The organism is Roseateles sp. P4_D2, assembly GCF_056401875.1.
The window spans coordinates 172,229-190,842 of record NZ_JBFUIM010000010.1; the positions used below are offsets into that span (position 1 = coordinate 172,229).

An 18,614-nucleotide genomic window follows, 5' to 3' on the forward strand; every position below is an offset into this window, starting at 1 on the left:
GGACTCTTTGATGAAGATGAAACTCAAGCCCGCCGCACTGGCGACGCTGGTTCTGCTCTCAGGTTTGGCCACAAGCTCCTTTGCGCAGGATCGCAAGACCTACATCGTCCAGCTCAAGGACGAACCCGCTGCCTCTTACCAGGGCACGGTGTCAGGCCTGGCCGCCACCCAACCGGCAGCCGGTGAAACCTTCAAGTACGGCAGCGCTGCCGTGCAGGCCTACATCAGCTACCTGGGCCAGCAGCAGAGCAACGTGATCGCCTCGGTCGGCAACGCGCCTGTCCTGACGAGCTACAAGACCGTGTTCAACGGCTTTGCCGCCAGCCTGACGGATGACGAAGCCCGCTCGCTGAGCACCAACAGCCAGGTCGTCGGCCTGTGGCAGGACGAAGCCCGCAAGCTCGACACCATTTCCACCAGCCAGTTCCTGGGCCTGACCGCCCCGGGTGGCCTGTGGTCGCAGACCGCCGGCGGCTCCGCGATCAAGGGCGAGAACCTGGTGATCGGCGTCGTCGACCTGGGCATCTGGCCCGAGAACCCCGCCTTCTTCGACCGTGTCGATGCCAACGGCGTGCCGAGCAACAACCCGGCCGACACCCTGGTCTACGGTCCCAAGCCTGCAACCTATATCGGTGGCTGCGTGGCTGGCGAAGGCATCGACCCCGCCAAGCATTGCAACAACAAGCTGATTGGTATCCAGCACTTCAACGCGGGCTTCATCGCCACCGGCCGGACTCCGCACTGGACGTCGTTCGCCTCCGGCCGCGATGACCTGGGCGGCGCGACCGGCCACGGCGGCCACGGTGACCACACCGCCTCCACGGCGGCAGGCAACGCCAACGTCACGGCCATCGTCAACGGCCTTGCCCTGGGTCAGGCCTCCGGCATGGCGCCACGCGCTCGCGTGGCGGCCTACAAGGTCTGCTACACCTATGTGGACGTGGCCGCCACCGACGGCACCGGCAGCAGCAACAGCTGCTTTACTGCCGACTTGGTGGGCGCCATCGACAAGGCCGTGGCGGATGGCGTCAACGTCATCAACTACTCGATCAGCGGCTCGCAGACCACGGTCAACGACCCCGTCGAGCAGGCCTTCTACCGCGCCTCGATCGCTGGCGTCTTCGTCGCCGCTTCGGCCGGCAACAGCGGCCCCGGCCAGGCCGTCGCCCACCTCAGCCCCTGGCTGACGACGGTGGCCGCCTCCACGCATGACCGCGCCTTCTCGGGCGACGCCACGCTGGGCAATGCCGCCAAGTACACCGGCGCCTCGCTGAACAGCCTGGCCGAAGTGAACGGCCAGCCCCTCATCCGCGCCGAGGACGCAGGCATCGCTGGTGCCAGCGCCAACCTGAACCTGTGCTTCAGCAACCCGCTCGAGCTGGACCCCGCCAAGGTGGCCGGCAAGATCGTGGTCTGCACGCGCGGCAACAACGCCCGCGTCGACAAGAGCCTGGCCGTGCTGAACGCCGGTGGCGTCGGCATGATCATGCAGGACAACGGCGCTGGCTTGGTGGCCGAGGCCCATTCGGTGCCGACCGTGCACGTCACGACCGCCGACGGCGCCGCGATCAAGACCTATGCCCAGACGGCCGGCGCCACCGCCAGCCTCAGCAAGTTCTATATCGGCACCGCTCCGGCGCCGATCATGGCCAACTTCTCGTCGCGTGGCCCGAACGCGGGTGACAGCAACGTCCTCAAGCCCGACCTGACGGCACCTGGCGTGGACGTCATTGCCCAGGTGACACCGGGCCTGAACCAGGCCGATCGCGACGCCGTCGCCGCTGGCACGCTGGTGCCCGGACCGGCATGGGCGTCCTACCAAGGCACGTCCATGTCCAGCCCGCACGTGGCGGGTGTCGCGCTGCTGCTCAAGCAGGCGCACCCGACCTGGGGCCCCGGCGCCATCAAGTCGGCGCTGATGACCACCACCTACTCGACGCTGAACGACGGCCTTGCCGGTCTGTCCAACGGCCTGTTGCCCTGGTCGCAGGGCTCGGGCCACATCAACCCGAACAAGGCGACCGACCCCGGCCTGGTCTACAACGCCGGCAAGAACGACTGGGTCAAGTACCAGTGCAAGGTGAACAAGCCGGCCGTGCTGCCGGCCACCGACTGCACGACGATTGGCACGCTCGCCGAGACCTCCGATCTGAACCTGCCGTCCCTGACAGCAGGCACCGTCATCGGCAGTGTCACCTTCCCGCGCAACGTCACCAACGTCGGTACGGCGAGTGCCACCTACACCGCTGCTGCCAGCGTGCCGGGCTTCACGACCGTCGTGACGCCTTCCTCCCTCACGCTGGCTCCGGGTGCTTCCGCTTCCTTCACGGTCAAGCTGACCGCGACGACGGCTGCCGAAGGTGTCTGGAACTATGGCCAGCTGGTCTGGAGTGACGGCGCCGGCGGCCACAGCGTGCGCGCCCCGATCCAGGCCAAGGTGGGCAAGCCCATCTCGACCCTGTCGGACATCACCGGCACCACCGTTTCCGGCACCCGCCTGATGACGGCCAAGACCGGCTTCAGTGGCCGCATGGGCCTGAAGCAGGGCGGCATGAAGGAAGTGACGATGGGCAGCCCGGCCACGCTGGCGCCCCAGGCGACGGGCAGTGCGGCGCTGAAGGCCATCTGCCAGGCCGGTGTCGACACGGCCAATGTCAAGGTCTACAGCTTCAGCGTGCCTGCCGGTGCCATGGTGGCTCGCTTCGGCCTGCGTGATGCCGACGTCGGTACTGCCGGCGACGACAACGACCTGATGCTGCTCTATCCGAACAACACCACCTCGGTGTACTCGGGCAACGACGGCTCCAACGAGACGGTGCAGGTGACGAATCCGGTCGCGGGTACCTACAAGGTCTGCGTGGTCGCCTACGGCGGCGCCGCTGCCATGACGCACTCGCTGTCCAGCTGGATCGTCAGCCCGGGCGAAGGTGCTGGCTTGAAGGTCGCCGTGCCCTCGCAGGTCTATGCCGGCAGCACCGCCAGCGTCGCCCTGACCTGGTCGGGTCTGGCCACGGGCAAGCGCTACCTGGGTGCCTTCCAGTTGCTGGATCTGGCTGGCGTGGCTCAAACCACGACGACTGTGCGTGTCTCGACCGACGGCAGCGTGCCGGTGCTCAACGAGCCCACCACCGTGCCGGCCAAGCTGGTCGAAAGCGCCGCCGCTCAGTAAGCACGTCGCCTCCCGGCCGCCCTGGCGGCCGGACGATGCAAAGCCGCAGACCGGTCAGGTCTGCGGCTTTTTTATTGGGTCAGCGGGCACTTTGGGGCGTCGCCAGCTCGCAGCGCGTTGCCACGCAGGCCGCGCCCGGGTCGGCCACCATGGCGCAGTTCGAGTGCATGCCGCTGGCCTCGATTTCGCGTTTGTGCGCCTGGGCCTGGCGCGCGGCCAGGGCGGCCAGGCGTTCGGCGTCGGTGCCCACGGTGGACCAGGCCAGATAGCCGGCCGGCCCGCCGCAGGCCTTGGCGCCGACGGCCACCGTACGGCATTGCGAATTCGCCGTACAGGCTGCTGGGCCGATCAGCGCCCGTAGTTCGCGACCGAGGCGGACCGATTCGGCTTCAGCGGGGGCGGCTGCGGCGGAGGCAGCCGGGGCCGCGGGGGGCGTCTGGGCGCAGCTGGCGAGAGTGGCCCAGGCGAGCAGGGGGGCGAGCAGTCGGTGGGGTTTCATGCCCCCATGGTGGGCTTCGCGTGGACGCTTGGCAACAACTAGGATGCCGCCATGCGAGCCTTGTTGCCTCTGTTGCTCGGCCTGGCTGGCCTGGCGCCTGCCGCAGCCCAGGAGAGCTGCCAGCCCGACGCCGCTGCAGTCCAGGCCGTGCTGAACGCCTTGCGCGCCCAGCCTCAGGCCTGCGGCGAGCGCCTCTGGCCCGCCGTGGCAGCCCTGCGCGCCAGCCCCGTGCTGGCGGAATCAGCCCGCCGCTACGCCAAGGAACTGGCCGCCCGCGACCGCATCGACCATGTCGGCGCCGCAGGCACCTCACTGCGCACGCGGCTGCGCGAGGCGGGCTATCTGATGCGCTCGGCCGGCGAGAACCTGGCTGGCGGGCCGGAAACCCTGGACGAGGCCATGGCGCAATGGCTGGCCAGCCCGGCGCATTGCGAGAACCTGATGGCGGTTGACTTCCAGGAGTTCGGCCTGGCCTGCGTGACAGGGCCGGGGCGGCTGCAGCGCTACTGGGTGCTGCATCTCGCAGCACCCGCCACGCGACCTAAATCCAGCCCAGATCGATAGCGCGCAGCACCGCCTGTGTGCGGTCCCTCACGCCCATCTTGGAGAAGATGGCCGAGCAGTGGTTCTTGATGACGCCTTCGCTGTTACCAAGCAGGCCGGCGATCTCCGTGTTGCTGCGGCCGCTGGCCACCAGGCGCAGCACCTGCAGCTCCTTCGGTGAAAGCGGATCGGGATGATCGGCCGCGGTGAAGGCGCGCTCGCCACCCTTGGCTTCCATGCGTGTGGTGAGAGACGGCCGCAGCGCGGTGCCGCCGCCGTGCACGTCGCGCAGGGCCTGGGCCAGCGTCTCGGGGCTGATGGCCTTGAGCAGGAAGCCGCGGGCGCCGGCGCGCACGGCTTCGTCGAAGGCGGCCGTGTCGTCGAAGGTGGTCAGCAGGACGGTCGGCAGCCGCAGGGCCCGCGCGGCCAGCGCGCGGATCAGGCCGATGCCGTCCAGGCGCGGCATGCGCATGTCGGACAGGATGACATCGGGCATGTCGTCGGCGGGGGCGGCGGACAGCCATTCGAGCGCTTCGGCGCCGTCGCTGGCCTCGCCGACGACCTTGAGCTCGTCGTGCAGCGCGAGCAACCCCTTGAGGCCTTCACGCACCAGTTGCTGGTCCTCGACCAGCAGGATCTTGATCACACCCATCGTGGACATCTCAACTCGATTCGAAATCCCGGGCTGGTGCGCGTCACGCACATCTGCCCACCCAGCTCGGTCATGCGCTCGGCCATGCCCGAGAGGCCATTGCCAAAGCCCTCGGCACGGCCGGTCTGCCAGTTCGGCGCGCCTCGCCCATCATCGTCGATGCTGACGGTGACCTCATCCCGTCCTTCCCCTAGCCCGCGCAGCTCCACCTGCACGCGACGCGCGCCGGCGTGGCGCACGCTGTTGGTCACGCCTTCCTGTACGCAGCGCAGCAGCGCGTGGGCTGCCCGCGGACCGAGATCGCGGGCGGCGTCGTCCAGCGTCAGCTCGATGCGCATGCTGGCAATGCCCTCGGCCAGGGCCTGCAGCGCGGCGGACAGGTCGATGCGCTGCGAGCTGCGCTGCTGCGACACGGCCTCGCGCACGTCCGCCAGCAACTGCGCGGCCACGCCCTCGGCGCGCCCCATCGCCTGGCCCGCGCCCGAGGTGTCTTCGCGCGCCAGCAGGGCGCCACCGAGCTGCAACTGCAGGTTGAGTGCCGTCAGGTGGTGGCCCATCAGGTCGTGCAGCTCGCGGGCGATCTGCATGCGCTCGTTGTAGCGCATCTGTTCGGCCAGCAGGTGCTCGCCCGACATCTGCTCTGCCAGCACGGCCTGCAACCAACGGCGCTTCTCGCCCTCGGCCGCGGCCATGCGCCCGAGACCAAAGGCCAGGCCGTGCAGGGCCAGCATGGCGAACAGCATGCCGAATTGGTCCAGCCAGGCCGTCGTCGACGCGTACACGTAGATGCCGGTGTTCAGCAACACCTGGGCGGTCGCAAAACCCAGGGCCAGCCGTGCCGGCAGCACGACGGCGCCCAGCGCCGTGACGAGGAAGGGCAGGCCCGGCGTCACGCCGAAGGCCAGCAGGTCGACAAGCAGCAGCCAAGCCAGGCGCTGGTTCACCGGCAGCGCCGTTTGGCCCTGGCGAGCCAGCCGGAAGATCAGGGCGACGAAGGCCACCAGCAGCAGCACGCAGATGACGACGAGGCTGCGGTCGTTGACATCACCACCGAGCTGGCGCCAGAGCCAGGCGACCAGGCCGTCGTAGGGCTCGGTGCGCGCACCCAGCAGCGCCGAGCCGGCACTGACCAGCTCCATCGCGCAGACCACCAGCGCCGCCAGGCGCAGCACGACGCCCGGCTCGGCCAGGCGGGCGAGCAGGCGGTCGAACTTCGTCATTCCGGGAGGGCGGCCGAGATGACGCCGCCGCCCAGGCACACGTCGCCGTCGTAAACCACGGCGCTCTGCCCGGGCGTGACGGCCCATTGCGGGTCGGGGAAGCGCAGCGTCAGGTGGCCACCCGCGTCGAAGCCCACGCTGCAGGGTGCATCGGCCTGGCGATAACGCGTCTTGGCCGCCGCTTCGCCGGTGGACGGCGCGCGCCCTGCGACCCAGCTCAGGTCATCAGCGACCAGGGCCGGGCTTTGCAGCAGCGGGTGGCCGTGGCCTTGCACGACGATGAGCGTGTTGCTGGGAATGTCCTTGGCCGCCACGAACCAGGGCTCGTGCTCGCCACCGCCGCGCGGCGTCCCTTTTTCCTTCACGCCGCCGATGCCCAGGCCCTGGCGCTGGCCCAGCGTGTAGAAGCTCAGGCCGACGTGTTCGCCGAGCTTGCGGCCCCGCTCGTCCTTGATGGGCCCCGGCTGGTGCGACAGGTATTTGTTCAGGAACTCGCGGAAGGGCCGCTCGCCGATGAAGCAGATGCCGGTCGAGTCCTTCTTCTTCGCATTGGGCAACGCGATCTCGGCGGCAATGCGCCGCACCTCGGTCTTGGGCAGGTCGCCGACCGGGAACATCGTCTTGCTGAGCTGCGCCTGCGACAGGCGATGCAGGAAATAGCTCTGGTCCTTCAGCGGGTCCAGGCCCTTGAGGAGCTGGAACTCGCCATCCACTTCTCGAACGCGGGCGTAATGCCCGGTCGCGATCTTTTCGGCACCAAGCCGCATCGCGTGGTCCAGAAACGCCTTGAACTTGATCTCGGCATTGCACAGTACATCGGGGTTGGGCGTGCGGCCGGCCTGGTACTCGCGCAGAAAGCTCTCGAAAACGCGGTCCTTGTACTCGGCGGCGAAGTTGACGTGCTCGATCTCGATGCCCAGCACATCGGCCACCGAGGCGGCGTCCAGGAAGTCCTGGCGTGTCGAGCAGTACTCGTCATCGTCATCGTCTTCCCAGTTCTTCATGAAGATGCCGATGACCTCATGGCCTTGCTGTTTCAGCAGGTGGGCGGTCACGGCCGAGTCCACGCCGCCGGACAGGCCGACCACCACTCGATGTTTAGCTCGGTGTTTCTTTTCTGCGGAACTCATGGGGCGATTGTCCCAAAGGCTCCTTCAGCCTTGGGCAAACAGGCTTTCAGCGCGCTGGTAGAGCACCCAGCTTGTGGCGATGTACTTGTCCCCGCCCTTGGGCCGGTTGCCACGATGGGTGTGCGTGAAGCCGCCCGGCGCGATCAGCAGGCTGCCGGTGCGCGGCACGATCTTGCGGCCCTGGTAGAGGAATTCCGTCTCGCCCTCGGCGAAGTCGTCGTTCAGGTAGATCGTCCACAGCACCGCGCGGTGCAGCGCCTCGCCCTGGTCAAGCCTGGGGTATTGCTCGCAGTGCCAGTAGGGGTAGCCGCCCTGGTCGGCCTGGTAGCGCTGCAGATTGATGGCGCCGGGGCGGAAGACCTTGGCGATCAGGCCCATCAGCAGCTCGTCGCTCAGCGCAGCGGCGCCGTCGGCATCCAGCATGGCTTGGCTGCCATCGGGCCGTTGCATCTGCAGCTTCAACGGTGCCAGCGCCAGATGGGCATAGCGGCGCAGATAGTGCTTGAAGCCCTGGATGACGGCGTCGTTGAGCTGGGCGCAGGCATCGGCCCACTCGGGGTGGCGGCTGATGGCGATGTCCCAGCTGTCCTTCATGCTGACATCGACGCCGCTGCCGGTCTCGCCCCGCTGGACGCGGGTGCTGGCCTTGAAGCGCTCGACGAGCGCGCGGCAGGCGTCGGGACTGAGCGCCTGGTCGTAGAGCTCGATGAAGTCAGGGGTCGTCATGGCGCGGGATTTTCAGCCCTTCAGCAGCGGCGCTTGCAGCGACACATGGTTGAACACCGTCTCCAGCGGCAGCCGCCGCCCGGCCGCGTGGTCGCGCACGCACTGCAGCACCAGCGGGCTGCGGTGCCGGTCCTCGCAGGCGGCCAGCTCGGCCTCGCTCATCCACAGCGTGCGGCGTATGCCCTCGTCCAGCGCGCGCCCGGCGATCTCCTCGCCGACCGAGCCGCTGAAGGCCAGCCGCACATAGGTGACATCCTCTAATCGCGCCGGCCGCACGAATCGGGCCATGTAGACGCCCAGAAATGACTCGGGCACGAAGGCGCGCATCGTTTCCTCCAGCGCCTCGCGCACGACGGCCTCGATGGCGCTTTCGCCCAGCTCCAGATGGCCTGCCGGGTTGTTCAGCATCAAACCCTCGGGCGTCTCTTCCTCAACCAGCAGATAGCGCCCGGCGCGGGCAATCACCGCGGCGACAGTGACGCTGGGACGAAACCGGTCTGTGGCAGTCATGAAACCTCCAATCGAAATCCCGCACTGGGGTGGCGCAAGCATTGTGTAAGCTGCCGCGACCCCGTTCCCCGGAGGAGAACCCATGCAGATCGGCGTACCGCGCGAACGCGCGGCCGGAGAGACCCGTGTGGCTGTGACGCCAGAGACGGCCAAGAAGCTGAAGGCCGCCGGCCACACACTGCGCATCGAATCAGGCGCTGGCGTCGCGGCCAGCGTCACAGATGCAGCCTACGAAGCCGTGGGCTGCGAGATCGTCGACCAGGCCGCGGCCCTTGGCAGCGAACTGGTGCTGAAGGTGCGCGCTCCCGGCGCCGACGAACTGCCGCTGATGAAACCCGGCACGGCCCTGGTCGGCATGCTCAACCCCTTCGACCGCGACGGCCTCACGGCCATGGCCGGTGCGGGCCTGACCAGCTTTGCGCTGGAAGCCGCACCGCGCACGACGCGCGCTCAGAGCATGGACGTGCTCTCGTCCCAGGCCAACATCGCCGGCTACAAGGCCGTCATGATCGCGGCGGACCGCTACCAGCGCTTCTTCCCGATGCTGATGACGGCGGCCGGCACCGTGAAGGCGGCGCGCGTCGTCATCCTCGGCGTCGGTGTCGCGGGCCTGCAGGCGATTGCGACGGCCAAGCGCCTGGGCGCCGTCATCGAGGCCAGCGATGTGCGGCCTTCGGTGAAGGAGCAGGTCGAGTCGCTGGGCGGCAAATTCATCGACGTGCCCTACGAGACGGCCGAGGAAAAGGAAGCGGCCGAGGGCGTGGGCGGCTACGCACGGCCGATGCCGCAGAGCTGGCTGGACCGGCAGAAGGCCGAGGTCGCCAAGCGCGTGGCAGCGGCCGACATCGTCGTCACGACGGCGCTGATCCCCGGCCGCGCGGCGCCGGTGCTGGTCACCGAGGACATGGTCAAGGCCATGAAGCCCGGCTCGGTCATCGTTGACATCGCCGCACCCGCGGGCGGCAACTGCCCGCTGACGGAAGCTGGCAAGACGGTCACCAAGTACGGCGTCGTCATCGTCGGCGAGACCAATCTGCCGGCCCTTGTGGCGGCCGACGCGTCGGCGCTGTACGCGCGCAACGTGCTGGACTTCCTGAAGCTCGTCATCACCAAGGAAGGCACCTTCAACGTGCCTTTGGATGACGACATCGTCGCGGCCTGCCGCGTCACGCAAGACGGCCAAGTCACGAGGGCATGACCATGGAAATCGTTGACCACACCATCATCAACCTGATCATCTTCGTGCTGGCCATCTACGTGGGCTACCACGTCGTCTGGACGGTGACGCCCGCGCTGCACACGCCGCTGATGGCCGTCACCAACGCGATCTCGGCCATCGTCATCGTCGGCGCCATGATGGCCGCGGCGCTGACTGAGACGCCGTTTGCCAAGGGCATGGGCGTGCTGGCCGTGGCGCTGGCCGCGGTCAACATCTTTGGCGGCTTCCTCGTCACGCGCAGGATGCTGGAGATGTTCAAGAAGAAGGAAAAGAAGACCAACGTGGAGGCCAAGCAATGAGCCTCAATCTCGTCACGTTGCTCTACCTGATCGCCAGCGTCTGCTTCATCCAGGCGCTCAAGGGCCTGTCGCACCCGACGACGTCCATCCGCGGCAATCTCTTCGGCATGGTCGGCATGGCCATCGCCGTGCTCACGACAGCGGCCCTCATCGTCAAGCTGGCCGGCTCGGGCCTGGGCTTAGCGTGGGTGCTGCTGGGCCTGGTCGTCGGCGGCGGCTACGGTGCCTGGCGGGCCAAGACGGTCGAGATGACCAAGATGCCCGAGCTGGTCGCCTTCTTTCACAGCATGATCGGCTTGGCGGCCGTGGCCATCGCGGTGGCGGCGGTCGCAGAGCCCGCGGCCTTCGGCATCACGCCGGCCATGGATGCGGCCCTGGCCGCCATCCCGCCGGAGGATGGCGTGGCCCCGCGCACGCTGGCGCCCATCCCGGGCGGCAACCGCATCGAACTGGCCCTGGGCGCCTTCATTGGCGCCATCACCTTCACTGGGTCGGTCATCGCCTGGGGCAAGCTGTCGGGCGGATCAAAGTTCCGCCTGTTCCAGGGCGCCCCGGTCACGTTCAAGGGCCAACATGCGCTGAACGCCGTGCTGGGCCTGGCGTCGGTCTTCTTCGTGTTTGGCTTCTGGCATTCGCAGTCGCCCATCGACTTCGGTCTGATCGTGGCGCTGGGCTTCCTGCTGGGCGTGCTGCTGATCATCCCGATCGGCGGGGCGGACATGCCGGTCGTCGTGTCCATGCTGAACAGCTACTCCGGCTGGGCGGCGGCGGGCATCGGCTTCAGCCTGAACAACGCGATGCTGATCATTGCCGGTTCGCTGGTGGGCAGTTCGGGCGCGATCCTGAGCTACATCATGTGCAAGGCGATGAACCGCTCGTTCTTCAACGTGATCCTGGGCGGCTTCGGCGGCGAGGCCGGCACGGCCGCGGTGGGTGATGGCAAGGCACGCCCGGTCAAGAGCGGCAGCGCCGACGACGCGGCCTTCGTGCTCGGCAATGCCGAGAGCGTCGTCATCGTGCCGGGCTACGGCCTGGCCGTGGCGCGCGCCCAGCATGCAGTGAAGGAACTGGCCGCCAAGCTCACCGAGAAGGGCATCACCGTCAAGTACGCCATCCACCCGGTGGCGGGCCGCATGCCGGGCCATATGAACGTGCTGCTGGCCGAGGCCGAGGTGCCCTACGACCAGGTCTTCGAGATGGAAGACATCAACGGCGAGTTCGGCCAGGTCGACGTGGCCATCATCCTGGGCGCCAACGACGTCGTGAACCCCGCCGCCCATGTGAAGGGCAGCGCCATCTACGGCATGCCCATCCTCGAGGCCTACAAGGCCAAGACCATCATCGTCAACAAGCGCTCAATGGCGGCGGGCTATGCGGGCCTGGACAACGAGCTCTTCTACATGGACAAGACCATGATGGTCTTCGGCGACGCGAAGAAGGTGGTCGAGGACATGCTCAAGGCCGTCGAATAGCCCGAGCAGAAGGCGCCCCCAAAGAGCGCTATCGAATCCCCTGAGCCGTCCGCTGTCAGCTATCGGTCAGAATCGCCGCAACAAAAGAAGGAGACAAGGCATGGAGCCGATCTGGCTGAAGCAATACCCGGCCGCCGTGCCGCGCGACGTCAATGTGTCGCTCTATCCCAGCCTGGTCGACCTGCTGGACACCTCGTTCAAGAAGAATGCCGCCCAGCCCGCCTATCTGATGATGGGCAAGAGCCTGAGCTTCGCGCAGGTGGACGAGGCCTCGCGCGCGCTGGCCGCCTATCTGCAGAGCCTGGGCCTGGAGAAGGGCGACCGCGTCGCGCTGATGATGCCCAACCTGTTCCAGTACCCGGTGGCCGTGGCTGCCGTGCTACGGGCGGGTTATGTGGTCGTCAACGTCAACCCGCTGTACACGCCGCGCGAGCTGGAGCACCAGCTCAAGGACTCGGGCGCCAAGGCCATCGTCATCATCGAGAACTTCGCCTCGGTGCTGCAGCAGGTCATCAAGAACGTGCCGACCAAGCACGTCATCCTGGCGGCCATGGGCGACATGCTGGGCTTTGCCAAGGGCATGATCGTCAACTACGTCGTGCGCAAGGTGAAGAAGATGGTGCCGGCCTTCGACCTGCCCGGTGCCGTGCGCTTCAACGACGCCGTCGCCAAGGGCCGCAGCCTGACCTACAAGGCGCCCAAGCTGGGCGCGGACGACATCGCCGTGCTGCAGTACACCGGCGGCACCACCGGCGTATCCAAGGGCGCCGTGCTGCTGCACCGCAACCTCGTCGCCAACATCCTGCAAAGCGAAGCCTGGTACCAGCCGGCGCTGAAGAAGGTGCCCAAGGGCGAGCAGGTCGTCACCATCTGCGCGCTGCCGATTTATCACATCTTCGGTTTCAACACGAACATGATGCTGTCCATGCACATGGGCGGCGCCAACGTGTTGATCCCGAATCCGCGTGACTTGCCGGCCGTGTTCAAGGAGCTGTCCCAACACCGCTTCCACAGCTTCCCGGCCGTCAACACCCTCTTCATGGCGATGGCCAACCACCCCGAGTTCAGCACGGTGGACTGGAGCCGTCTCGTCATCTCGGTGGGCGGCGGCATGGCCGTGCAGCAGGCCACCGCCAAGCTGTGGCTGGACAAGACCGGCTGCCCCATCGTCGAGGGCTATGGCCTGTCCGAAACCTCCCCGTCGGCCACCTGCAACCCGACCGACAGCACCGCCTACAGCGGCACCATCGGCCTGCCAATGCCGCTGACCGAGCTGCAACTGCTGGACGACGACGGCAATGAGGTGCCGATGGGCCAGCCCGGCGAGATCGCCATCCGCGGCCCGCAGGTCATGGCCGGCTACTGGCAGCGCCCGGATGAAACCGCCAAGGTCATGACGGCCGACGGCTATTTCCGCACCGGCGACATCGGCACCGTCGATGAACGGGGTTATTTCAAGATCGTGGACCGCAAGAAGGACATGATCCTGGTCAGCGGCTTCAATGTGTATCCGAACGAGGTGGAGGACGTCATCACGCAGATGCCCGGCGTGCTTGAATGCGCCGCTGTCGGTGTGCCAGACGCCAAGGCCGGCGAGGCGGTGAAGGTCGTCATCGTGAAGAAAGACCCGAATGTCACCGAAGCTGACGTTCGTGCGTATTGCGAAGCCAACCTGACCGGCTACAAACGCCCGAAGATTGTTGAGTTCCGCACCGAACTGCCCAAGACGCCCGTGGGCAAGATCCTGCGCAGGGAATTGCGGGACAAGAGCTGATGCTTTCCCATGGCTTGCGAGCGGTGACGCCGATCGTGGGCGAGGCCCGATAACGTGCTCGACCTGTTGTATTCCAAAACCGATGCCGGCCGCGCCGAGATCCGCGCGCGGACTTTGCCGCTGTCTCGCACCGCGCGCAACCTGCTGCTCGTACTGGACGCGAGCAAAGCGGCCAGTGATTGGCTGCGCCTCGTCGCTGGCGCGAGCGAGGCCGACCTCGAGATGCTGAGCCAGCATGGGCTGATTGCATCCCAGAGTGCAGGTGGCCAGCCGCGCGCTGCCGCCCCGACACCAGCGGCGCCGGTGGCGGCCAGCCCCGCACCCGCTGCATCTGCGGCCGCCCCTGCGCCCTCGATGCCGGCCGGCGGCTCGCCGCTGCTCGACCGCGCGGCCCTGTACACCTATCTGAGCGGTGAGGCGACCAAGCTGCTCGGCCCCTTCAAGGGCTATGCCTTCGCGCTCGAGGTCGAGCGTGCCGACAGCCTGTCTGCGCTGCAAGCCCTCGCCCTGCAGCTCGTCGAGCGCGTGCAGAAAGCCAAGGGCGAGGCCGCCGCGGCGGCCGTGCGCGACGCCCTCGGCCTGCGCTGATACTGGCGGGCTCGTCACGCCCCGCCATCCGCCTTGCCCCGCTTCTTCGTCGATACCCCGCTTGCCGTGACCGACGGCGACATCGCCCTGCCTCCCGGTGCCGCCCGCCATGTGCAGGTGCTGCGCCTGCAACCCGGTGACGCGTTGACCCTCTTCGACGGCAGCGGCCCTGAATGGCAGGCCGAAGTGACCGCCATGGGCCGCAGCGAGGTACGGGTTCGCCTCCTCACGGCCGAGCGGCCGCAGCGCGAGCTGGCCCGTGCGGTGACGCTGGCCGTCGTCATGCCGGCCAATGACCGCATGGACTTCCTGGTCGAGAAAGCCACCGAGCTCGGCGCCGCGGCCATTCAGCCGCTGATGAGCGAGCGTTCGGTGCTGCGCCTGAATGGCGAGCGGGCCGACAAGAAGCGCGCCCACTGGCAGGGCGTGGCCGTTGCCGCCGCCGAGCAGAGCGGGCGCACGGTGCCGACTCGCATCGAGCCCGTGCAGACGCTGGCCACCTGGCTCGCGGCTCTGCCGGATCGCGACGACGAATGGCGAGGCTTGCTGAGCCCGCGCGCAGCCGAGCCGGTCGCGGCCTTCCCGCAGAAGCGGGCCCTTTTCCTCAGCGGCCCCGAGGGCGGCTTGAGCGACGCCGAAGAGGACGCCGCTCGCGCCCGTGGCTTTGCGGCCGTCACGCTGGGCCCGCGCGTGTTGCGCGCGGACACCGCCCCGCTGGCGGTGCTGTCCTGGCTCGCCTTGACGTGAACAGGAAACTGGCGCTGCTGGTCCTCGCCCAGGGCCTCTTCCTCACCAACAACATCTGCTTCATGGCCATCAACGGCCTCGTGGGGCTGGCGCTGGCGCCGCGGCCATGGATGGCGACGCTGCCGATCTGCGCCTATGTGACCGGCGGCGCGTTGATGGCGCGCATGGTGGGGCGCCACCAGCTGCGCTTCGGGCGCCGACGCGGTTTCCAGATCGGCCTGCTCGTCGCCCTCGCCAGCTGCGCGATGTCGCTGTGGAGCGTGCTGCACCAGAGCTTCTGGGGCGTCGTCATTGCGACGCTGATCGCTGGCTACTACACGGCCAACGCGGCGCTCTACCGCTTTGCGGCGACCGAACTCGTCGCACCGGCCAAGCGCGAGGCCGCGATCTCCTGGGTGTTGGGCGGTGGCTGCCTGGGCGCCATCCTCGGGCCCTGGCTGGCCACTGCGAGCAAGGATCTGCTGGTGGCGCCCTTTGCCGGCGCCTACCTGCTGTTGATGGGCGTTGCGCTGGCGGGGCTGGTGCTGATCTCGCTGATCGAATTCCCCGCGCTCGTCCAGCCCGCGCCCGGTGCCGGCGGCCGCAGCAGCGCCGAGTTGCTGCGCCAGCCGGTCTTCATGGTGGCGCTGGCCGCGAGTGCGCTCGGTTACGGCGTCATGAACCTGCTGATGGCCGCCACGCCCATCGCCATGGGCCAGTGCGGCCTGCCCTTCGCTGACGCCGGCATGGTGCTGCAATGGCATGTGCTGGGCATGTTCGTGCCGAGCTTCTTCACCGGCCCCCTGATCAAGCGCGTGGGGGTGCTGCCCGTCATGTCGGTGGGCGTGCTGCTCAACCTGGGCTGCGTTGCCTTCGCGCTGTCGGGCCAGGACCGCGACCACTTCCTCGGCGCATTGCTGCTGCTCGGCATCGGCTGGAACTTCCTCTACATCGGCGGCACGACGCTGTTCACGCAGGCTTACCGCCCCGAAGAGAAGACGCGCGCGCAAGGGCTGCTGGACACCGGCGTCTACGCGACGATGACGCTGACCTCGTTCTCCTCTGGCGCCCTCGTCACGACGGGCGGCTGGCAGTGGATGAACTGGGCCAGCCTGGTGCCGATCGCGTTATGCGCCGCGGCGCTTGCCGGCCTTGCCACGCGGCGATGACTGGGTATTCCGGGCCGAGCGCTGGGCCTGCCATGGGCCAGAGGCCCATGGCCTTCCGTAGGCACAAGCAGTCCGCAGGGACTGCTTGTGTCCGACTCCAGTTCACCGAGCCGGCCCGACTGGCGATGTGCTTGCGGCTCAATGCCGCGAGCATCGCCGTCCCCTCGGGGGACCGACCAGGTTTGCGCGCGCTCAGCGCCGCAAGACTGGGCGAGGGGGCAATGTCAGCGGCGGTCGTGCTGAAGGTATTCGGCCGCCATCTGCTGGCCGACGAGATCGGGCTTGAGGCGCACCAGCGCTGCCAAGGCGAGGTCGCGCTGGGTCACGAACAGCGGCGCGCCAATGCGCAGGCCGTTGATGACGCCGCCGTCGCCCAGCGTAGGCAGCAGCGGGTAGACGCGCAAGCGCAGCACCAGCGTGTCGTTCTGATCCACAAAGAGGGCGGTTTCGATCAGCGTGTTGCAGTGAAGGTTGTCGGCCTGTTCGAGCAGCGCGACACCGGCGGCCGCGGGATCGGCCTGCACGGCGGACGCCGTCATCGGGATGACGCGCCGGCCCTCGACGTCCAGGGTATTGGTGACGGCGGCGTTGAAGCGCTGGTTCAGATCATCCCAGTCCGGCCCGTCCTTCAACGGCGGGTTGCGGCCCTGGCCGAACACCAGGGTGCAGGGCTCGGCCTGGGCGGCGGCCGCAGCCAGCGCCAGCGCCACGGCAGCGATCAGCTCACGCGGGCGCATCGCCTTCGGTGACCTTGCGAGCCGAGCCCTTGACCAGGTCGAAGCGGAACAGCCGGCATTCGATGGGGCCGTTCCACATCGGCACGCGGCGAGACTCCTTGAGCCGCATCTTGCTCGGCAGCTTCATGTCGGGGCTCAGCATCCAGGCCGTCCAGCCGGCGGGGTTTTCGGTGTACTGGCGCTTCCAGTGCGCAGCCAGGCGCGGGAAGAAATCGTCGCCGGCATCGCGCTCCTCGCTGCCACCGGCGTCACGCGTCATCGCCGCCTTGCCGCGCACCTCGATGCGCTCGCCGTAGGGCGGGTTCATCATGATGCTGCCGGCCATGCCTTCGGGCAACTGGGGCGCGGGCCGCTCCAGCGCGTCGCCGCCGTTGAACTGGATGTACTGGGCCACGCCGGCGCGCTCGGCATTGCGGCGCGCGAAGTCGACCATGCGGAAGGCCACGTCGCTGGCGTAGATGGGCACGGCGGGGGCATGGACACGGGCACGGGCGGCCTGGGCCATCTCGCCCCAGGCGGCCTTCAGCGCGGGCGTGGAGAACGGGATCTGGCGTTCGAAAGCAAAGCGGCGCAGCAGGCCGGGGGCTGAATCACAGGCGATCAGCGCGGCCTCGATGGGGATGGTGCCGGAGCCGCAGCAGGGGTCGTGCAGGGCGCTCTCACCGCGCCAGCCGGCAGCGGCCAGCATCGCGGCGGCGAGGGTCTCCTTCAGCGGTGCATCGCCCTTGTCGACACGCCAGCCGCGCTTGAACAGCGGCTCGCCCGAGGTGTCGACATAGATCGCCGCGCGTTCGGGGCCGACGTGCAGCAGCACGGGCAGGTCGGGCGAGTGCGTGTCCACGCTGGGTCGCTCGCCGGTGTGCTCGCGCAGCTGGTCGCAGATCGCGTCCTTGATGCGCAGCGTCGTGAAATTCAGGCTCTTCAGCGGCGAGCGCTGCGCGATGGTGTCGACGCGGATGGTCTCGCGCGGCGTGATCCAGTCGCGCCAGTCGACGCGCCGGGCCAGCGCATAGAGGTCTTCCTCGTGGCGGTAAGGCCCCTCGATCAGCTCGATCAGCACGCGCTGCGCGAGCCGGCTTTCGAGGTTGATGCGCATCGCGTCTTCCAGGCCACCGACCAGGCCGCAGCCGCCGCGCAGCGGCTCCACCTTGCTGCGCACACCGGGCGGCAGGAAGCGTTTCAGCTCTTCTTCGAGCAAGGGTTCGACGCCGCCGGCGCAGGACACGAACAGGGAAAGTTTGTTGGGCAGGCTCACGGGGTGCATTGTCGCCGCCCTCTAAACTGACAACGTTGCCATCATCCGTGTGCACCCCCGCCATGAAGCGAATCGTCCTGACCCTCGCCTTCCTGTTCACCGCGTTTCAGGCATGCGCCCAGGCGTCTGCCTATCCGCCGCACACCGTCGGCAACACGCAACTGCGCGCCCTGCCCAAGAACGCGGATGGCCGCACCTACCAGCTGCACATCCACCTGCCTGGGTCGTTTACGAAGGACCCGAAGCGCCGTTATCCGGTGCTCTACGTGACCGACGGCTACTGGGACTTCGCCACCGTCGTCGCCTCGTACAACAACCTGAACTACGACAAGGTCGTGCCGGAGTTCATCACGGTGGGCCTGGGCTACGCCGGCGACAACCTCGACTACGGCGAGCTGCGCGGCTGGGAGCTGTCGCCCGTGCGCATGAACCCGCTGTCTTCCAGCACCGGCAATGCCGACAAGTTCATCGCGGCGCTGGAAAAGGACATCTTCCCGCTGATGGAGCGCGACTACCGCGCCGACCCGGCCCAGCGCTACCTGGCGGGCAGCTCGCTCGGCGGCCTGTTCACGCTGCACGCGATGTATGCCAAGCCCGATCTCTTCAAGGGCTATATCGCCGCCAGCCCGGCCGTCGTCATGGGCAATGACTGGATCATCGGCCAGGCCAAGGCCTATGCCGCGACGGGCAAGCCCATCAAGGCGCGGCTCTACGTGACCGGCGCGGAATACGAGTGGCCCGGCTTCCTGGCCGGCATCAAGCGCTACCAGGCGTTGCTGCCGGAGCTGAAGCACCCGGGCCTGGTGTTCCAGAGCCGCACCATCGACGGCGAGCGCCATGCCGGCACCAAGGCCGAGAGCTACACGCGCGGCATGCGCTTTGTGTTCGAGCCGCTGGCGCCGGAGACCGGGCCGTCCAAAGACTAG

General features: G+C 68.0%; 18 protein-coding genes. 10 read left to right on the forward strand and 8 right to left on the reverse strand.

All coding sequences use genetic code 11. The annotated features are described in order from the left end of the window. Positions 1 to 10 precede the first annotated feature (10 nt). A complete protein-coding gene (locus tag AC1DW0_RS19035) occupies positions 11 to 3,169 on the forward strand; it encodes a S8 family serine peptidase (protein WP_457352305.1) in 3,159 nt (1,052 codons plus the stop codon). A 79-nt stretch (positions 3,170 to 3,248) separates the two neighbouring features. Here the strand turns inward: AC1DW0_RS19035 and AC1DW0_RS19040 are convergent, their stop codons facing one another. Next, the gene (locus AC1DW0_RS19040; protein WP_457352307.1) at positions 3,249 to 3,668 is read right to left on the reverse strand and encodes a hypothetical protein; all 420 of its coding nucleotides are present in this window, start codon (positions 3,666 to 3,668) and stop codon (positions 3,249 to 3,251) included. Between the two features lie 51 nt (positions 3,669 to 3,719). Here AC1DW0_RS19040 and AC1DW0_RS19045 point away from each other — a divergent pair, with 51 nt between their 5' ends. Continuing rightward, positions 3,720 to 4,232, forward strand: coding sequence for a CAP domain-containing protein (locus tag AC1DW0_RS19045; protein ID WP_457352309.1), 513 nt, complete (start codon positions 3,720 to 3,722; stop codon positions 4,230 to 4,232). Here the strand turns inward: AC1DW0_RS19045 and AC1DW0_RS19050 are convergent. The 5 genes from AC1DW0_RS19050 to AC1DW0_RS19070 are packed head-to-tail and all read right to left on the reverse strand — an operon-like array spanning position 4,210 to position 8,449. Then, on the reverse strand, positions 4,210 to 4,872 hold the full coding sequence (locus AC1DW0_RS19050) for a response regulator transcription factor (RefSeq protein WP_200955311.1): 663 nt from the start codon (positions 4,870 to 4,872) through the stop codon (positions 4,210 to 4,212). The genes AC1DW0_RS19045 and AC1DW0_RS19050 overlap by 23 nt on opposite strands. After that, the gene (locus tag AC1DW0_RS19055) at positions 4,854 to 6,083 is read right to left on the reverse strand and encodes a sensor histidine kinase (protein WP_056200524.1); all 1,230 of its coding nucleotides are present in this window, start codon (positions 6,081 to 6,083) and stop codon (positions 4,854 to 4,856) included. The genes AC1DW0_RS19050 and AC1DW0_RS19055 overlap by 19 nt, the downstream gene beginning before the upstream one ends. Beyond that, entirely contained in the window at positions 6,080 to 7,213 is a 1,134-nt protein-coding gene (mnmA, locus tag AC1DW0_RS19060; RefSeq protein WP_457352312.1) for a tRNA 2-thiouridine(34) synthase MnmA, read from the reverse strand. Before mnmA ends, AC1DW0_RS19055 begins: the two co-directional genes overlap by 4 nt. Positions 7,214 to 7,237: 24 nt before the next feature. Continuing rightward, positions 7,238 to 7,939 carry a 2OG-Fe(II) oxygenase gene (locus tag AC1DW0_RS19065; protein ID WP_457389825.1) on the reverse strand — a complete coding sequence of 234 codons (702 nt, stop codon included), beginning with the start codon at positions 7,937 to 7,939 and terminating at the stop codon, positions 7,238 to 7,240. A gap of 12 nt (positions 7,940 to 7,951) precedes the next feature. Next, positions 7,952 to 8,449, reverse strand: coding sequence for an NUDIX domain-containing protein (locus AC1DW0_RS19070; protein ID WP_056200515.1), 498 nt, complete (start codon positions 8,447 to 8,449; stop codon positions 7,952 to 7,954). A gap of 82 nt (positions 8,450 to 8,531) precedes the next feature. On the opposite strand from AC1DW0_RS19070, the gene AC1DW0_RS19075 reads away from it, so the two are divergent. The 7 genes from AC1DW0_RS19075 to AC1DW0_RS19105 all read left to right on the forward strand — a co-directional run bounded on the left by AC1DW0_RS19075 (position 8,532) and on the right by AC1DW0_RS19105 (position 15,696). Further along, positions 8,532 to 9,647 (forward strand): Re/Si-specific NAD(P)(+) transhydrogenase subunit alpha, encoded by a 1,116-nt coding sequence (locus tag AC1DW0_RS19075; protein WP_457389823.1) that lies wholly within the window; start codon positions 8,532 to 8,534, stop codon positions 9,645 to 9,647. Between the two features lie 2 nt (positions 9,648 to 9,649). Next, entirely contained in the window at positions 9,650 to 9,967 is a 318-nt protein-coding gene (locus tag AC1DW0_RS19080) for an NAD(P) transhydrogenase subunit alpha part 2 (RefSeq protein ID WP_056200508.1), read from the forward strand. Continuing rightward, on the forward strand, positions 9,964 to 11,439 hold the full coding sequence (locus AC1DW0_RS19085) for an NAD(P)(+) transhydrogenase (Re/Si-specific) subunit beta (protein WP_056200505.1): 1,476 nt from the start codon (positions 9,964 to 9,966) through the stop codon (positions 11,437 to 11,439). Before AC1DW0_RS19080 ends, AC1DW0_RS19085 begins: the two co-directional genes overlap by 4 nt. Before the next feature lie 100 nt (positions 11,440 to 11,539). Further along, positions 11,540 to 13,213, forward strand: a complete 1,674-nt coding sequence (locus AC1DW0_RS19090; protein WP_056200502.1) for a long-chain-fatty-acid--CoA ligase — start codon at positions 11,540 to 11,542, stop codon at positions 13,211 to 13,213. Positions 13,214 to 13,267: 54 nt separating this feature from the next. Then, a complete protein-coding gene (locus AC1DW0_RS19095) occupies positions 13,268 to 13,801 on the forward strand; it encodes a hypothetical protein (protein WP_457321344.1) in 534 nt (177 codons plus the stop codon). Between the two features lie 33 nt (positions 13,802 to 13,834). Continuing rightward, positions 13,835 to 14,548 (forward strand): 16S rRNA (uracil(1498)-N(3))-methyltransferase, encoded by a 714-nt coding sequence (locus tag AC1DW0_RS19100; RefSeq protein WP_056200496.1) that lies wholly within the window; start codon positions 13,835 to 13,837, stop codon positions 14,546 to 14,548. Further along, positions 14,545 to 15,696, forward strand: a complete 1,152-nt coding sequence (locus tag AC1DW0_RS19105) for an MFS transporter (RefSeq protein WP_457352323.1) — start codon at positions 14,545 to 14,547, stop codon at positions 15,694 to 15,696. The genes AC1DW0_RS19100 and AC1DW0_RS19105 overlap by 4 nt, the downstream gene beginning before the upstream one ends. A 224-nt stretch (positions 15,697 to 15,920) precedes the next feature. Here the strand turns inward: AC1DW0_RS19105 and AC1DW0_RS19110 are convergent, their stop codons facing one another. Together AC1DW0_RS19110 and AC1DW0_RS19115 are read right to left on the reverse strand one after the other, a co-directional pair. Next, positions 15,921 to 16,433, reverse strand: coding sequence for a hypothetical protein (locus AC1DW0_RS19110; RefSeq protein ID WP_056200492.1), 513 nt, complete (start codon positions 16,431 to 16,433; stop codon positions 15,921 to 15,923). Continuing rightward, complete coding sequence (locus AC1DW0_RS19115; protein WP_457444145.1) at positions 16,420 to 17,697, reverse strand: THUMP domain-containing class I SAM-dependent RNA methyltransferase; 1,278 nt, start codon at positions 17,695 to 17,697, stop codon at positions 16,420 to 16,422. The genes AC1DW0_RS19110 and AC1DW0_RS19115 overlap by 14 nt, the downstream gene beginning before the upstream one ends. A 53-nt stretch (positions 17,698 to 17,750) precedes the next feature. Between AC1DW0_RS19115 and AC1DW0_RS19120 the strand changes: the two genes are divergently transcribed. Further along, a complete protein-coding gene (locus AC1DW0_RS19120; RefSeq protein ID WP_477947378.1) occupies positions 17,751 to 18,614 on the forward strand; it encodes an alpha/beta hydrolase in 864 nt (287 codons plus the stop codon).

Bases quoted from the DNA above. Each gene is read 5' to 3' on its own strand.
- AC1DW0_RS19035 (WP_457352305.1), top strand. From the start codon at position 11: ATGAAGATGAAACTCAAGCCCGCCGCACTGGCGACGCTGGTTCTGCTC.
- AC1DW0_RS19040 (WP_457352307.1), bottom strand. From the start codon at position 3,668: ATGAAACCCCACCGACTGCTCGCCCCCCTGCTCGCCTGGGCCACTCTC.
- AC1DW0_RS19045 (WP_457352309.1), top strand. From the start codon at position 3,720: ATGCGAGCCTTGTTGCCTCTGTTGCTCGGCCTGGCTGGCCTGGCGCCT.
- AC1DW0_RS19050 (WP_200955311.1), bottom strand. From the start codon at position 4,872: ATGTCCACGATGGGTGTGATCAAGATCCTGCTGGTCGAGGACCAGCAA.
- AC1DW0_RS19055 (WP_056200524.1), bottom strand. From the start codon at position 6,083: ATGACGAAGTTCGACCGCCTGCTCGCCCGCCTGGCCGAGCCGGGCGTC.
- mnmA (WP_457352312.1), bottom strand. From the start codon at position 7,213: ATGAGTTCCGCAGAAAAGAAACACCGAGCTAAACATCGAGTGGTGGTC.
- AC1DW0_RS19065 (WP_457389825.1), bottom strand. From the start codon at position 7,939: ATGACGACCCCTGACTTCATCGAGCTCTACGACCAGGCGCTCAGTCCC.
- AC1DW0_RS19070 (WP_056200515.1), bottom strand. From the start codon at position 8,449: ATGACTGCCACAGACCGGTTTCGTCCCAGCGTCACTGTCGCCGCGGTG.
- AC1DW0_RS19075 (WP_457389823.1), top strand. From the start codon at position 8,532: ATGCAGATCGGCGTACCGCGCGAACGCGCGGCCGGAGAGACCCGTGTG.
- AC1DW0_RS19080 (WP_056200508.1), top strand. From the start codon at position 9,650: ATGGAAATCGTTGACCACACCATCATCAACCTGATCATCTTCGTGCTG.
- AC1DW0_RS19085 (WP_056200505.1), top strand. From the start codon at position 9,964: ATGAGCCTCAATCTCGTCACGTTGCTCTACCTGATCGCCAGCGTCTGC.
- AC1DW0_RS19090 (WP_056200502.1), top strand. From the start codon at position 11,540: ATGGAGCCGATCTGGCTGAAGCAATACCCGGCCGCCGTGCCGCGCGAC.
- AC1DW0_RS19110 (WP_056200492.1), bottom strand. From the start codon at position 16,433: ATGCGCCCGCGTGAGCTGATCGCTGCCGTGGCGCTGGCGCTGGCTGCG.
- AC1DW0_RS19115 (WP_457444145.1), bottom strand. From the start codon at position 17,697: ATGCACCCCGTGAGCCTGCCCAACAAACTTTCCCTGTTCGTGTCCTGC.
- AC1DW0_RS19120 (WP_477947378.1), top strand. From the start codon at position 17,751: ATGAAGCGAATCGTCCTGACCCTCGCCTTCCTGTTCACCGCGTTTCAG.